Raw genomic sequence first — 16,375 nt, 5'->3', positions numbered from 1 at the left:
ATAACTTGTCCTTTGAAACTTGAGTAATCAATCTAATCATTCATAAGAATGAAGTCTTCCCCACGCAAATAGACATTCCCTTTTTATCATTTCTTGTTGTCCTACCCAAAAGCATATTGCTTTATCCCTATAAACATTACCATAGTATGACGTGTTTCGCCAATCTTAACAATACAAAGGCCTTTTATTACCTTACATTTCATAAGCAATGAACTTGCCATTTTCATACAACGATTTATATATTATTTTATCATTCTGAATTTTCTAAGTAAATAAGGCTACCCTATATTTTGTACATAAAAAAAGGTTGCCAAATCGGCAACCTTTTTTTCTTACATTACATAAATTCAGCAACAAGCTCATCAAACATTTTCTGATCCATATTTAAATCAGATTTCACTAAAGGCTCTTCACTATAGCCTTTAACAAGTTCTTGATATGATGGTTGCTTAGTATTTTGATAAATTAACCCTGTTACTAAACCGTTATTTTCCATTAAAGTTTGCATAGCCATCATGCGATTAGATGGATCATATCCCTCTACTGTGCTTAGTTTCGTTAAGTTCTCTTTAAACCAATCGTAAGTATTTACTTTATTGTAAGTAACACATGGGCTAAATACGTTAATTAATGAAAATCCTTTATGGTTAATACCAGCTTCAATAATTTGTGTTAATTCTTTTAAATCACTCGAAAAGCTTTGCGCCACAAATGTCGCACCAGCTGTTAAGGCCATTTCCATTACATTTAGTGATGGTTCAATTGAACCTTGTGGTGTGCTTTTCGTTTTAAATCCAGCTTCACTACGTGGTGAAGTTTGCCCTTTTGTTAATCCATAAATTTGGTTATCCATTACGATGTACGTAATGTCGATATTACGACGAATAGAATGGATTGTATGTCCCATACCAATCGCAAATCCATCACCGTCACCACCTGAAGCGATAACTGTTAAATCACGATTTGCCATTTTCACACCTTGTGCAATCGGAAGGGCACGACCATGAATACTATGCACACCATATGAATTAATATAACCTGAAATACGGCCTGAACAGCCGATACCAGAAATAACAGCAAGTTCATCTGGATTTAGGCCAACGTTAGCTGCCGCACGTTGAATTGCAGCTTGCACTGAGAAGTCTCCGCAACCTGGGCACCAGTTTGGCTTTACACTGTTACGAAAGTCCTTAAATGTTGCCATTTAATACAACCCCTTTTTTGCATTCGTTGTAAATCTCTTTCGGCAAGAATGGGTTTCCATCATATTTTAAAAGACTAGAAATTTTCTCACCATTACCAAGATTCATTTTCATAATGTTAGCAAGCTGACCTGTTGCATTGTTTTCTACTACTACAACACGCTTCGCCTTTTTCACAAGTGGATCGATTTCAGCTGTTGGGAACGGGTGAATTAAACGCACATGAGCATGGTTTACTTTCATACCCTCTTGTTCTAAACGCGTCATTGCCTCTTCGATCGCACCACGAGTTGAGTTAAATCCAACAAGCAATACGTCTGCTTCTTCATGCTTAACATTTTTATAAACAGGGGTATTAAACTTCAAGTTCTCCATTTTACGGAAACGTTTGTCCATTTGATCTTTACGGTTTATTGCTGATTCCGACGGTTTTCCAGTTTCATCATGTTCTACACCTGTAACATGGTGAACACCATTTTTCATACCAGGTAAAACACGTGGTGAAACGCCGTCTTCTGTTACTTCATAACGCTTGAAGTATGCTTTATTTTCACGTTCTGGTAATTCTGCTTCTAAATCAAGCTTACCACGACGAATTTCCACTTTATCTAATTTAAGTGGTTCTACTGTTTGTTTTCCTAACGAAAGCTGTAAATCTGTTAAGAAAATAACAGGAACTTGATATTCTTCAGATAAGTTAAATGCTTCTACAATGTCATAGAAAGCTTCTTCAACTGTACTTGGCGCCATTACGATTTTTGGAATTTCACCATGCGTACCGTAAATCATCGCCATTAAGTCAGACTGTTCTTGTTTCGTTGGTAATCCTGTACTTGGGCCGCCACGTTGTGTATCAACAATTACTAATGGGGTTTCTGTAATACCCGCTAAACCGATTGCTTCCATCATTAATGAAAGACCAGGACCAGCAGATGCCGTTAATGTACGAACACCAGCATAGTTTGCACCGATTGCCATTGTACAAGCTGCGATTTCATCCTCAGTTTGGATTACTGTTCCGCCGACTTTCGGTAATTTTTTAATTAAGTATTCCATAATTTCTGATGCAGGTGTGATTGGGTATGCTGACATAAAACGAGCACCACCAGCTACCGCACCAAATGCGATTGCATCGTTTCCAATCATAAACATGCGTTTTTTACCATCAGCTTTTTCAAGCTGCATCATGTTTACTTTCTCACCTAGTAATTCTTTCATATATTGAGAGCCGCGTTTAATTGCGTCCATATTCTTTTGAACGACTTGCTCTCCTTTACGACCAAAGATTTCTTCAACAACATCTAAATAAGCTGTTTCATCTAATCCTAATACTGCACTTGATGCTCCAACAGCAACCATGTTTTTCATTAATGATGTGCCTAATTCTGAAGCAATATCTGTAAACGGTATCACATATAGATTTACATCTGTATTGTCAGGTATTGTTGGATTAAATTTCGCATCCGCAACTACAATTCCACCTGGACGTAGTTCGTGGAAATTAAAATCAATTGTTTCTTGGTCAAAAGCAATTAAAATATCTAAATCATCTGAGATCGCTCGTACTTCTGTTGTACTTACACGAATTTTATTATTTGTATGGCCGCCTTTTATACGTGATGAGAAGTGGCGGTAACCGTATAGGTAATATCCTAATCGGTTTAATGCAATACAGAAAATTTCTCCTGTACTTTCAATTCCTTCACCTTGTTGGCCTCCAACTTTCCATGAAAGTTGACTAATCATCTCCTACACCCCTTTTGGCTGCATTCATTGTAGTGTATTTTTTTACAGTAATAGTTTAGCATTTTTTATGCAAATAAACTACAACGGACGCAAATTATGCCTCTTCTGATTTCCCTGAATCTTTAGTATAAAGCTATTTTGTTTTTCATTCTAGTATTAGGTCTTAAAAAAAGCAATAAAATCAAATGAATTAATTTTGATTTTTCTGAATTTTAAATCGAAATTTAAAAACTCATATGTTCTACAAAATTATCATATAAAAATCGTTCTACAGTAGATGCAGCATAGTGTTTACAAAGCTCATTCATTACATTTTCATAATCTCGATACGCTGATACATTTACAACTGTTTCTAAAATCCCATCAAAATCGGAACCAAATCCTATATTGCGCTCTCCACCTAATGAACAAATATATTCGATATGTCTTACTATATCTGCTACATTCGCTTGTTTTTCATTTGTTAGAAACTGAGGTACAAAAGTGACACCAATCATGCCATTTCGCTTTATAAGAGCTTTAAGTTGTTCATCGTTTAAATTACGTGGGTGCTCGCAAAGTTTCATACAATTTGAGTGGGAAGCAATAGGATTTTTTGCAATCTCTATAACATCCCAAAAACTTCTTTCATTCAAATGAGACACATCAGTCCATACATGTAACGCATTCAGTTCTTGTACAACATGTTTACCAAAAGTCGTTAAACCCGCCCCACGTGTCTCTAGCGCACCATCAGCTAAGAGATTGGCATAATTCCATGTTAGTCCAAAAGAACGTACTCCTAGGCGATACAACAACCGTAATTTCATTGCATCTTTTCCAATTGCTTCGCATCCTTCTATTGTTAATATCGCTCCAATCTCGTCCTGTTTTAATATGTTAATATCATCTTTTGTCTGAATAAACTTCACACCTGGTAGGGATAAAATTTCATTATAAAAAATATCTACCATTTGTAATGCTACTTCAAATCGGTTTTCATATGCCACTGTTTCTGGTACATATATAGCAAAACATTGTATACTTCCTTTTCTTCTCTTTAACTGTTCAAATGTAATATGTAATTGTGAATCATCTTTAAAATTCCTTTTCCCTTGTGCACTCCATAACTGAAGAAGCACGTCACAATGAGCATCAAAAATTTTCATTTTCATTCCTCCATTATAAAAACAACCTGTTTGCATACTGCAAACAGGTTGTTTAAACTTAACGAGGTTCTACAATTAATTTTATTGCTGTACGCTCTTCGCCATCAATCATAATATCTGTAAACGCTGGGATACAAATCAGGTCCAAACCACTAGGCGCTACAAATCCTCTTGCGATTGCTACTGCCTTTACAGCTTGGTTCAATGCACCTGCACCAATAGCTTGAATTTCTGCTGTTCCGCGTTCGCGAATAACACCTGCAAGTGCACCAGCTACAGAATTAGGGACCGACGTTGCTTTAACTTTTAATATTTCCATTCCGCGTTTCCTCCTCGTTTCTTTAAAAAGTATTAGCAATTATTTCACTTTAACTTATATTCACGAGGAATGGCGCGTATTCCTGCTAAATTTTCGTAATTTTTCTAAAAAATTAAAATATAATAACTTATCTAAAATTTAACGAAAATTTACTCAAAAAATGGTTGATCATCATTAATTAAAATACGTTCAATTTTCTTTGCTTTTCCTGTATTTGGATCCACATCAATTAACACTGCACTTAATTGAGTTCTACCATTTGTTACTTCAAATCGTACTGGTAAGTTTGTTAAAAACTTCTTCAATACTGCTTCTCTGTCCATACCTAATATTCCGTCATACGGCCCTGTCATCCCAACATCTGTAATGTATGCCGTTCCGCTTGGTAAAATACGGTTATCCGCTGTAGGGACATGCGTATGCGTACCTACTACTGCTGTAGCACGTCCATCTACATACCAACCTAGCGCTTGTTTTTCACTTGTAGTCTCCGCATGGAAATCAACAAATATAATATTCGTACGTTTTTTCGCAATATTAATTAATTCATCCACTTTACGGAATGGACAATCAATTGGAGGAAGGAAAGTACGTCCTTGTAAATTAATAACTGCAACTTCTGTTCCATTACAGTTCACAAAGATAAGTCCTTTTCCTGGAGTTCCTTCTGGAAAGTTAGCTGGTCTTGCAAGATATTTTGCATCATCGATGAATTCAAATACTTCACGATTATCCCAAGCGTGGTTTCCAAGTGTAACTGCCTGCGCCCCACACTCTAAAAAGTTTCGATATATTTTTTCTGTAATCCCACGCCCACCTGCTGCATTTTCTCCATTAATGATTGTTACTGTAGGCGTATATTTTTTCTTTAATGCCGGTACGTATTGTTGAATCATACCTCTACCAGGAGATCCTACTACATCCCCAACAAATAATATTCTCATATGTCTTACCCTTTCTATGTACTGCATTTTTTATTGCTATAGCATCAAGTAAATTCCTTATAATATCTTTATTATAAGTTTGTTTCACTTTTATGCTATATAGCTAACTGTCTTTATTTTATCCAATTCCAACACAAAAAAATAAAGTGGTGTTTCACCACTTTATTTTGCGTATTCCACTGCACGTGTTTCACGAATAACAGTTACTTTAATATGTCCTGGGTAATCCAGTTCATTTTCAATACGTTTTCGGATATCACGAGCTAAACGATGAGCTTCTAAGTCATCGATTGTATCTGGTTTTACCAAAATACGAACTTCACGTCCTGCTTGAATTGCAAATGATTTTTCAACGCCTTCATAAGACTCTGAAATCTCTTCTAACTTTTCAAGACGACGAATATAGTTTTCAAGTGTTTCACTACGAGCTCCCGGTCTTGCAGCTGATAAAGCATCTGCTGCTGCAACTAAAACTGCAATGATAGAAGTTGGTTCTGTGTCACCATGGTGAGATGCAATACTGTTTATAACTACAGGATGCTCTTTATATTTCGTTGCAAGTTCAACACCAATTTCAACGTGGCTTCCTTCTACTTCATGGTCAATCGCTTTTCCGATATCATGTAATAGACCTGCACGTCTTGCTAGTTTTTCATCCTCGCCAAGCTCTGCCGCCATAAGTCCAGTTAAATATGCAACTTCCATAGAGTGTTTTAAGACGTTTTGACCATAACTTGTACGGTATTTTAAACGACCTAAAATTTTAATTAAATCTGGATGTAATCCATGAACACCCACTTCAAACGTTGTTTGCTCTCCGACTTCGCGAATATACTCGTCCACTTCACGTCTTGATTTTTCGACCATCTCTTCAATACGCGCTGGGTGAATACGTCCGTCCTGTACTAGTTTATCAAGAGCGATACGAGCTGTTTCACGACGAATTGGGTCGAATCCAGAAAGGATTACCGCCTCTGGTGTATCATCGATAATTAAGTCAATACCCGTTAACGTTTCTAACGTACGAATATTACGACCTTCACGCCCGATAATACGTCCCTTCATTTCGTCATTTGGAAGATTTACAACCGAAACGGTTGTTTCAGCAACATGATCAGCTGCACATCTTTGCATTGCAAGAGATAAAATCTCTTTTGCTTTCTTATCCGCTTCTTCTTTCGCGCGAACTTCACTTTCTTTTACCATAACAGCGATTTCATGAGAAACTTCATTTTCTACTTTACCAAGAATAATTGCTTTCGCTTGTTCGCGTGTCAGATTGGAAATGCGCTCTAATTCTGTTTGTTGCTTTTGAACTAACTCTCCCACTTTGCTTTCCAACTCTTCAATCTGTTGTTGTCTCGCTACAAGAGATTCCTCTTTCTTCTCTAACTGTTGCTCGCGTTTATCGAGCGTTTCGTCTTTACGATCAAGGTTCTCTTCTTTTTGCATTAAACGATTTTCTTGTTTTTGTAATTCGCTTCTACGGTCACGAATTTCTAATTCAGCTTCTGTACGAAGTGTATGAATTTCATCCTTTGCTTCTAAAAGCGCTTCTTTCTTAAGTGCTTCAGCCTCACGATTCGCTTCGTCTAGAATACGTTTTGCTTCATTAGCCGCACCATTAATCTTCGCTTCAGCAATAGACTTTCGAACAAAAAAGCCAACAACTGCACCGACTGTTGTTGCAAGCAAAATGGAGATGAGTATCCAAACTGTACTACTCATGATTTCACCTCCCCTTGCTATGAATGAAAAAAGACTGTCGGCATGTACATTGAATTACAACATACAGCAAAGACCGTCGTCCCGCTTTTTTTAAGGGACTTTCTTCATTTCACAATTAAAATGTCATATTATTATTTCGGTAAGATTTAAACCTTACTCCGAATATTACTTCTCTTCTTGAGAAGAGTATATCGTATATAAGAAAAAATATACATTCTCATTGTATCTATCGTAATTTTCATTGTCAAGCGTTGTCTACTTTTACTTTCTTTACCTTCAGCCTTGAATGTGACCTAAATTTAAAAAGTAAGGAGCCTATTATACTGGAAAACCTTAGTAATTCCCATTTCTTTACTTAAAATATTTAAATATCCTTCTTTACACAACCCATTTGAAGTCAAAAAATATTTTTATCTATAGTATTATGCTCCTTAATAGTAGATAAAAAAATAAAAGACACGAGACCGTGTCTTTTATTTTTTTAATCAAGAAGAGTTGAATCTTCTGCGCCCTCAGCACCAGAATCTTCACTAATTCCGTGATGCTCACGAATAAAGAAGGCAATTTCTTCTCTTAAATCTGTATTTTCTTTTAAGAACTGCTTCGAATTTTCACGACCTTGTCCTAGGCGTTCTTCATTATAAGAATACCAAGCACCGCTCTTTTGAACAATATCAAGCTCAGAAGCCATATCCAAGATTTCACCTTCTCTTGAAATACCTTCTCCGTACATAATATCAACTTCCGCAACACGGAATGGTGGTGCTACTTTATTTTTCACTACTTTTACTTTTGTTTTATTACCAACGATGTCGTTACCTTGCTTTAATTGCTCCGCACGACGCACTTCAAGACGGACAGTTGAATAGAATTTCAACGCACGACCACCCGGAGTTGTTTCTGGGTTTCCGAACATAACCCCAACTTTTTCACGAATTTGGTTAATAAAGATTGCAATTGTTTTTGATTTGTTGATTGCTCCTGAAAGCTTACGAAGTGCTTGTGACATTAAACGTGCTTGTAAACCTACGTGTGAGTCACCCATGTCGCCTTCAATCTCTGCTTTCGGTACAAGAGCTGCTACAGAGTCAATTACGATAATGTCAACCGCACCACTTCGTACAAGTGCTTCCGCGATTTCTAATCCTTGCTCCCCTGTATCAGGCTGTGATAATAGTAATTCATCTATGTTAACGCCTAATTTTTGTGCATATACAGGATCCATTGCGTGCTCCGCATCAATGAATGCTGCTTGTCCACCTTGACGTTGTACTTCTGCAATTGCATGTAATGAAACTGTCGTTTTACCTGAACTTTCAGGTCCGTAAATTTCGATAATACGGCCACGTGGATATCCGCCTACTCCTAGTGCCACATCAAGTGCTAAAGAACCACTAGAAACCGTAGAAACTCTACGCTCCGCTTGTTCTCCTAATTTCATAATTGAACCTTTACCGAATTGCTTCTCTATTTGTTTTAACGCCATATCTAACGCTGCTTGACGATCACTCATTCAAAATTCCTCCTTAACTGAATTGCTAATCTTATTATACCTATTTTCAATTCAATTTGCCAACAAAAATCGAACATTTATTCGATTTTTTTATTTTCCATCAAATAATATCTAAATTTAACCGTAAAAAAAACTAGAAGAAACTTATATCTCTTCTAGCTTTTTATATAAATGATAAAATCCATATTTTACTGTTCGTTCTCTAATTTGTTGACGACTTCCGCTTAAATTAAGAGGAAAGACTACAGTTGGCTCATCCTTAATCGAAAGCCCAACAAATACTGTTCCTGGTTCTTTCTGTTCTGAAGCATCTGGCCCTGCTACCCCAGTGAAACTAATTCCGATATCCGCTTTTAATACATCCTTAACATTTTCAGCAAGATAACGAGCACATTCTTTACTAACTGCACCATCAGTATGCAATACTTCTTCAGGCACACGTAAAACATGTTGCTTCACATCATTATGATAACAAATGACACCGCCTTTAAATACAGAAGAAACACCAGCGTTTTCAGTTACTTGATTTCCAAAAAGACCACCTGTTAAACTTTCTGCACACGCTAAAGTTAACCCTTTTCTCTTCAATAACTCGATTGCCTTATAATGCAAAAATTCTTGGTCATATCCGTAGAAAAATTCTCCTACTCTTTCTAAAATCAAATCTTCCACATGTTGAATTAGTTTCTCCGCTTCGCTAACATTTTGATGCTTAGCGGTTAAACGTAATGTCACTTCTCCATCATTTGCTAACGGGGCAATTGTTGGGTTTGTTTGTCCATCAATTAAATCTTGCACTTTCACCTCTAATTGGGACTCCCCAATACCAAAGAAACGAAGCACACGAGAATAAATGTTTTCTCCTGTTGTAAAATTACGTAAAAAAGGCTCTACGTAACTTACATACATTGGTTTCATTTCTTTTGGCGGCCCTGGTAATAAAATATAAACTTTTCCGTTCTTATTTACCCCCATACCTGGCGCCATACCGTGGTTATTTGCAAATACTGTTGCTCCATTTAAAACGAGCGCTTGCTTTTTATTATTCTCCGTAAATTCACGGCCTGTACGCTTAAAGTAATTACTTATTAAGGCTAATGCCTTTTCATCATACACAAGCTCTTCATCTAAACTAGCAGCTATCGTTTCTTTCGTTAAATCATCTTTTGTTGGTCCTAATCCACCTGTAAAAATAAGTATATCAGCACGTTCTTCCGCAGCTTCAATCGCCTTTTGCAGTCGCTTATTATTATCACCAACAACAGTATGATAGTACACGTTAATTCCGATTGAAGCTAACTTTTCAGATAAAAACTGGGCATTTGTATTTGCAATTTGTCCAAGTAATAATTCAGTTCCAACCGCAATAATCTCAGCATTCATCCCAATTCCCCCATAAACTTCTATTTTGAGTTTACAAAAGCAGCTCTATTTTTCCAGAAATAATCCCATCCTGAAATAACAGTAAAGATTAATGCAATCCATATGAAGATATCCGCAACTGGAATATGGATTAAATTTAAAGGTACATCGTGTAATAAATATGCTGCAATCGCAATAATTTGTGTCCATGTCTTAATTTTCCCTAGCTGATTTGCTGCAACTACTTCCCCTGTTCCAGCAAGTACAAGACGTAAACCAGTTACCGCAAACTCACGACTGATAATTACAATAACAATCCAAGCCGGTACATATTGCATCTCTACCAATGTAATAAGTGCTGCCGAAACAAGCAATTTATCAGCTAACGGGTCAAGAAACTTCCCTAAATTCGTTACAAGATTATACTTTCTTGCGTAATGTCCATCAATCCAATCTGTAGCTGAAGCAATGATAAAGATAAGTGCCCCCACTAAATGTTGAATTGGCAAATCAACATCACCAATTTTGTATGAACCCCAATCAAAGGGCGCTAACATAATTACCATAAAAATTGGAATTAAGAAGATTCTAGATATTGTAATTTTATTTGGTAAATTCACAGCTATTCCTCCATCATATCAAAAACATTTGTTCATCGAAAAAAAGTCATCGAAGCGATGACTGTTATTGTGCTGGTTGCTCTATCCCTTGGTTTTTAATCACCAATCTTTGGTGATATTCTTTTTGTGGATCTAACGGGAAAGCAAGCACTTGGCCATTCAGTTTAATTTCAACATTCGGTGCACTTCCAATATTAAGTCGTACTTCTTTTAATGTTGATACATCGCGTTTCTCTATTTGACCGCTTTGTACTGTAGTGTTTAGAATTTCGTTACCCGCATCATCCTTAACATCTACATAACTTGTACCCTTAGCTGAAATTTCCAGTTCTAATGTTTTATTATTATGAATTTCCAAAGTAGATACCTTTCCAGTTGTTCCAACTACTTTCACTTCTTGCTGTCCAGTTGGTTGTGCTGGTTGCTCCTCTTTCTTTGGTTCTTCTTTCTTTGGTTCCTCTTTTTTTGGCTCTTCCGCTTTCACTTCATCTTTCTTTGTATCTAACGGAGAATCTTTCGCTTTTTGAACTTCAATTTTCTCACTTTGAGCGCTTGGAACTTTTTCATCATCTTTTCCAGTTAACGCTTGAAACACAAACCAGATTACCACTCCAACTGCGATGACTAACAGCGCAACTAAGATTTTCGGCATGTGATCTGCAATTGGCCATGATGAAGATTTTTGCATTGTTTCTTGTGTTTTTTGTCCCGTTGATACTTGTGGAACTTCACGCTTTTCAGATTGTGGTATCGTACTCTGATGTTCTACGAGCAGTTCCTCTCCATTTAATCCAACCGCATCTGCGTATTGTTTAATGAATGCACGCGCATAAAAAGCTCCTGGCAATACATCATAATTGCCTTCTTCAATTGCCACTAAGTGGCGTTTTTGAATTTTTGTAATCTCATGCAGCTGATCAATAGTCAAGCCTTTCGCTTCTCTTGCTTCTTTCAGCTTTTGTCCCAATTCCGTCACTACTAACACCTCAATATTTCTTTAAAAGTCAAACATAGAGAAATTATTTTGCGTACCTTGCTCAATTTCATCTACTAAATTATATTGAATTTCTTCATCATAATCGTTACGCAACTCGATAATATAATCAAAATCATCCAATGTGTATTCTGACTGACTCACAAATACATCAGGATGTTCCACAACTTTCGTTGCAGGCAATCTCATAATTTCACGAACGAGCTGCCAATGTCTTTCGTTAGCACGCTTCGTTGACACAATTCCATCTAGGATGAAAATATTGTCATCGCTATACTCATCTTCAATTAATTGACTGCGAACAGTTTGCTTAATAAGAGTAGATGATACAAATAACCACCTTTTATTTGCACAAACACTTGCAGCAACAATGGATTCTGTTTTTCCGACACGAGGCATTCCGCGTATCCCAATTAGTTTATGGCCTTCTTTTTTCATGATTTCTGCCATAAAGTCTACAAGTAAGCCTAATTCATCACGCACAAATCGAAATGTTTTCTTATCATCTGCATCTCGTTGTATATACCTACCATGCCTAACCGCTAGCTTATCTCTTAGCTTGGGCGGACGATATTTCGTTACCGTTATGTTATCCATCGTATTTAAAATTGATTCAAGTCTAGAGATTTGCTCTTGATTATCACACATGAGGAGTAACCCACGTCGTGCATTATCTACACCATTAATTGTGACAATATTAATGCCGAGCATACCGATTAACGAAGAAACGTCACCAAGCAAGCCAGGTCGGTTTTTATGTATTTCATATTCAAAATACCATTCAATCATCCAAGATCACTCCCCTTGCTTACTTTACACCTACGTACTATATTATATGATTTCACCCTAATAGGGAAGCTAAATGTATAATCTATCCTGTGTAATTATTATACAAAAAAAGTAGAGAGGAGAATCTCCTCTCTACTTTTACTTATGTTGTACGAACTTAACCATTAAATTTGCAATTGTATGTTGCTCCTGTTCATCAGCAACTTTCCAAAGCTCAGCTAATAATTTCTCTTGGTCATTGCGTCCTTCTACTTCATTAGCAAGATAGTCGCCAACACGAAATGCCATATCTGATACCGCACCGCCATCTAAACCTTTGTCTTGCGCTTGCTCTAAACGTTCTCCTAAAAAGCTCTTCCACTGATCAAAATTATCTAATACTGACATAATTAAGCACCTCACTATTGAGTAATAAAATCATCCTTAATTTGTGCAACTATTCATTTTTTATGTAAGAATTTTTTAGCAGTGCCAACCGCCATTCACTCCGATAATTTGTCCAGTTATGTAAGACGCTCCTGGTGATACGAGAAATGAAACTGTTTTCGCTACTTCTTCTGGTAATCCTATTCTACCTAATGGTATATCTTCAGCAATTCCCATTTTATCTTCTTCAGAAAAAACACTTAACATTTCCGTTTCAATTGCTCCTGGTGCTACTGCATTCACACGTAATCCACTTAAAGAAACTTCTTTCGCTAAAGCTTTCACATATGAATTTTGCGCCCCTTTTACCATTGAATAAAGTACTTCACAAGAAGCCCCTATTTGTCCCCATATAGATGAAACAATTACAATATTACCACTTCTTCTCCCGATCATAGGCGGAAGTGCCATAGAAAGTAATTTATATACGTTCTTCACTTGAAGTTCTACCATATAATCCAATTCATCGTTTGTTACATCTGTTACTAATCCAAAAATACTCTTCCCCGCTGCGTATACAATAACATCAATAGGATGTTCAATTTGTCCCCACAATCGTTCTGCTCCATCACTAGAAGCTAAATTAGCTTGAACAGGGATAACTTCTCCCCATGCCTTCTGCAATTCCAATACCTTTTCTTCACTGTTATTGTAATGAACATAAACTGTATATCCATCTTGAATTAATTGTTTCGAAATAGCAGAGCCAATCCCTCCGCTCCCTCCAGTTACTAACGCATACTTTTTCATAAATTCCCTCTCTTATCTCTACAACTTCAATTTTCACACAACTAAATAATACCCTCATCTTACAATTTTTCAATGATAAGATGAGGGTATCTTTAAAAGATTATTTTTTCGGTAACACCTGACAAACACTCATTTTTTCTTCTGATAACAATAATCCCGCTACTTCTTGTAAGTCTTGAACGGTTAGTCCTTCTAATACAGTCAATGCATCAAATAGGCTAGATTCATTAAACGCGTATCGTGTAAATTGATTTGCAATATATTCTGGTGAATTTAAAGAGCGTAAAAAACCACCAATTTTCTTTTTCTTCACTCGTTCTAATGCCGCCGCATCTAATTGATCATAATCTGTTTTTAATAAAATATCTTTTAAACGATCTGCCAATTCATCAGGTTGTTTCGTATCACCACCAACCATTGCAAAACCGAAGTTATTTTCTTCTGTATAGTCATACGAGAATGAATCATCAATAAGTCCTTCATTATATAAAGCTTCGTAATGAACCGAACTTTTTCCAAATAAATAATCTAAAAGTAACGTAAGCGCAATTTCTTGTTTTAAAAGCGCTTGCCCCTTTTCTTTTAAATTAGTCGCTTTAATACCAACTAAACATTTCGGCGTTTGCACAGGCATTGAAATAATTTTTTTCTTTTCATTTACCTCATTTGGTTCTTCTTCAAATGAACGCACAATTTCTGGCTGGTTTTTATAATCTTTTTTCGCTTGATTTTCACGTACTAAATCCATTGTTTTCTCTGGATCAATTGCACCCACAACAAATAATAACATATTGCTCGGATGATAAAATGTTTCATAACATTCATATAATAAATCTTTCGTAATTTTACTAATAGATTCGATTGTCCCCGCAATATCAATTTTAATTGGGTGTTTTACAAATAAGCTATCAATTAACCCAAAGTACAAACGCCAATCTGGGTTATCTTGATACATTTGAATTTCTTGCCCAATAATCCCCTTCTCTTTTTCAACCGTTTTTTCAGAGAAATAGGGCTCTTGTACGAAGTTTAGCAATGTATTTAAATTTTGTTCTACGTTTGAAGTACCTGAAAAAAGGTAAGCTGTTCGTGTGAAGGATGTAAAAGCATTTGCCGATGCTCCTTGTTTACTAAACAATTGGAAAGCATCGTGATCTTCTTTTTCAAATAATTTATGCTCAAGAAAATGTGCAATCCCATCTGGCACACGAATCATTTCTTCTTTCCCTAATGGTACAAATGTATTATCTACAGAACCATATTTCGTAGTAAACGTCGCAAATGTTTTATTAAATCCTTGTTTCGGTAAAACATATACATCTAATCCGTTAGGAAGTTTTTCATAATAGAGTGTTTCTTTTAATTGCTCATAAACAATTTTCTCCATTTACTCTCCCTCCGTTCCTTGTAAAAAGTAAATTGTATCTAGTTCAATATTTTTAGCAACTTTTACAATTTCTTCTTTTGTCACACTTTCTATACCTGTAAGCCATTCTTCAACTGGACGTGTACGATCTGAAATAATACCATGATATAGCATTTCTACAAAGCCACGTGGTGTATCAATTGCCTCTAATATTTGATTTTGGATGACACTTTTTGTTTGATGTATTTCTTCTTCAGAAAACTCTCCGTTTTGCATCGCAAGCATTTGTTCTTTAATAATCTCAACTGCTTTTTCATAATTTTTCGCTTCAATTCCTGACATAACAAATAATAAACCTTTATGACTTTCAAAGCGCGATGCTGCATAGTACGCTAAACTATTTTTTTCACGCACATTTACGAATAACTTCGAATGAGAAAAGCCACCAAACAATCCATTGAACAATTGCAATGCAAAATAATCTTCATCTTTATATGTGACAAATGTACGATAACCGATGTGTAATTTACTTTGTTTTAATTCTTGTTTTTCAACAACTTCTTTTTCTTCATTATTTCGTCTATGAAGGAGTACATTTCTTTCTCTCACTGGACGAGCTGAAATAGAAAAATACTTACTTACAAGATCAACGGCGTTTTCTGAAATATCCCCAATAATATATAGATCCATTTCATCTTCCGCTAACACCTTTTGATAATATTGATACAGACTTTCATTTGTAATAGACATAACACTCTCTTTTTTTCCATTTGCACTTAAACGATACGGTTCTACTTTGCACATTTCTTCAATTAAACGCTCGTTTGCATAACGCATTTTATCGTCATAAGTAGCTTCAATTCTCTGTAACAGTGCTCTTTTTTCACTTTCTACGATAGAAGATAGGAAACCGTTGCCCTCCGTTGCTGGATGTAACACAATATCTGACAACATAGAAAGCGCTTTTTCAAATAACGGTGGTGCATCATGTAAGTAAAATTCATTTGCAATGTCTACATAAATGGAGATAATATGGTCTTCCCCTTTTTTACTTACATCTACCGCTAAAGAAGATCCGTATAATTCTTCTAAATATTGACGAAGACGAATTACAGAAGGTAATTTTTCTGTCGCACTTTGCAATACGTATGGCAATAGGGCACGCTCTGTCACCGTCTCCTCATTTAAAGGCGCTTTAAAACGAAATACAAAGGTATTCGTTTTATATTTATCAGTCGGAATAATATGTACGCGCAAACCATCTAACTCATGTAGTTGTTGTTCCATTAGTTTCATTTATAGCCCTCCTTTACGTATATAGGAATATTCCTCTTCAATATACAGTTTTTAGAAATAAAAAATCAACTTTTCTCCCTTATTATGCTTACATATGATTCTTTCTAAAAACTTTAATATGTAAGGAACATAGTAAAATTCCGTATTAAATATATTCTATGTAAAAAAGCCC

Annotated in this window: 15 protein-coding genes; all 15 read right to left on the bottom strand. The window is 36.0% G+C overall.

Annotated elements, in window-relative coordinates; translation table 11 throughout:
* Positions 1-337 precede the first annotated feature (337 nt).
* On the bottom strand, positions 338-1,204 hold the full coding sequence (locus tag EBQ15_RS20825) for a 2-oxoacid:ferredoxin oxidoreductase subunit beta (RefSeq protein ID WP_000190155.1): 867 nt from the start codon (positions 1,202-1,204) through the stop codon (positions 338-340).
* Positions 1,191-2,948 carry a 2-oxoacid:acceptor oxidoreductase subunit alpha gene (locus EBQ15_RS20820; RefSeq protein WP_000625417.1) on the bottom strand — a complete coding sequence of 586 codons (1,758 nt, stop codon included), beginning with the start codon at positions 2,946-2,948 and terminating at the stop codon, positions 1,191-1,193. The genes EBQ15_RS20825 and EBQ15_RS20820 overlap by 14 nt, the downstream gene beginning before the upstream one ends.
* A gap of 224 nt (positions 2,949-3,172) precedes the next feature.
* On the bottom strand, positions 3,173-4,096 hold the full coding sequence (locus tag EBQ15_RS20815; protein ID WP_000688042.1) for a dipeptidase: 924 nt from the start codon (positions 4,094-4,096) through the stop codon (positions 3,173-3,175).
* Positions 4,097-4,154: 58 nt separating this feature from the next.
* Positions 4,155-4,415 (bottom strand): stage V sporulation protein SpoVS, encoded by a 261-nt coding sequence (gene spoVS / locus EBQ15_RS20810; RefSeq protein ID WP_000404341.1) that lies wholly within the window; start codon positions 4,413-4,415, stop codon positions 4,155-4,157.
* Between the two features lie 149 nt (positions 4,416-4,564).
* On the bottom strand, positions 4,565-5,359 hold the full coding sequence (locus EBQ15_RS20805; RefSeq protein WP_001221095.1) for a TIGR00282 family metallophosphoesterase: 795 nt from the start codon (positions 5,357-5,359) through the stop codon (positions 4,565-4,567).
* Between the two features lie 162 nt (positions 5,360-5,521).
* Positions 5,522-7,087, bottom strand: a complete 1,566-nt coding sequence (gene rny / locus EBQ15_RS20800; RefSeq protein WP_000099770.1) for a ribonuclease Y — start codon at positions 7,085-7,087, stop codon at positions 5,522-5,524.
* 481 nt (positions 7,088-7,568) lie between these two features.
* Positions 7,569-8,600 (bottom strand): recombinase RecA, encoded by a 1,032-nt coding sequence (recA, locus tag EBQ15_RS20795; RefSeq protein ID WP_001283860.1) that lies wholly within the window; start codon positions 8,598-8,600, stop codon positions 7,569-7,571.
* 144 nt (positions 8,601-8,744) lie between these two features.
* Positions 8,745-9,983, bottom strand: a complete 1,239-nt coding sequence (locus EBQ15_RS20790) for a competence/damage-inducible protein A (protein ID WP_000990695.1) — start codon at positions 9,981-9,983, stop codon at positions 8,745-8,747.
* A 20-nt stretch (positions 9,984-10,003) separates the two neighbouring features.
* Positions 10,004-10,582: a CDP-diacylglycerol--glycerol-3-phosphate 3-phosphatidyltransferase gene (pgsA, locus tag EBQ15_RS20785; RefSeq protein ID WP_001052967.1), complete on the bottom strand. Its 579-nt coding sequence runs from the start codon at positions 10,580-10,582 to the stop codon at positions 10,004-10,006.
* Positions 10,583-10,646: 64 nt separating this feature from the next.
* Positions 10,647-11,558 (bottom strand): helix-turn-helix domain-containing protein, encoded by a 912-nt coding sequence (locus EBQ15_RS20780; RefSeq protein ID WP_000137475.1) that lies wholly within the window; start codon positions 11,556-11,558, stop codon positions 10,647-10,649.
* Between the two features lie 21 nt (positions 11,559-11,579).
* Positions 11,580-12,365 carry a DUF3388 domain-containing protein gene (locus EBQ15_RS20775; protein ID WP_000574107.1) on the bottom strand — a complete coding sequence of 262 codons (786 nt, stop codon included), beginning with the start codon at positions 12,363-12,365 and terminating at the stop codon, positions 11,580-11,582.
* Between the two features lie 138 nt (positions 12,366-12,503).
* On the bottom strand, positions 12,504-12,752 hold the full coding sequence (locus EBQ15_RS20770) for a DUF3243 domain-containing protein (RefSeq protein ID WP_000114450.1): 249 nt from the start codon (positions 12,750-12,752) through the stop codon (positions 12,504-12,506).
* A 75-nt stretch (positions 12,753-12,827) separates the two neighbouring features.
* Positions 12,828-13,541, bottom strand: coding sequence for an elongation factor P 5-aminopentanone reductase (ymfI, locus tag EBQ15_RS20765; RefSeq protein WP_000759607.1), 714 nt, complete (start codon positions 13,539-13,541; stop codon positions 12,828-12,830).
* Positions 13,542-13,641: 100 nt separating this feature from the next.
* A complete protein-coding gene (gene yfmH / locus EBQ15_RS20760; protein ID WP_000411983.1) occupies positions 13,642-14,928 on the bottom strand; it encodes an EF-P 5-aminopentanol modification-associated protein YfmH in 1,287 nt (428 codons plus the stop codon).
* On the bottom strand, positions 14,929-16,203 hold the full coding sequence (gene yfmF / locus EBQ15_RS20755) for an EF-P 5-aminopentanol modification-associated protein YfmF (protein ID WP_000772404.1): 1,275 nt from the start codon (positions 16,201-16,203) through the stop codon (positions 14,929-14,931).
* Positions 16,204-16,375 lie beyond the last annotated feature (172 nt).

The sequence above is a fragment of the Bacillus sp. 2D03 genome (assembly GCF_003946765.1).
In the GTDB taxonomy this organism is placed as follows: domain Bacteria; phylum Bacillota; class Bacilli; order Bacillales; family Bacillaceae_G; genus Bacillus_A; species Bacillus_A cereus.
Note: the sequence above shows the minus strand (reverse complement) of the source record. Positions and strands in the feature narration are given on the sequence as shown.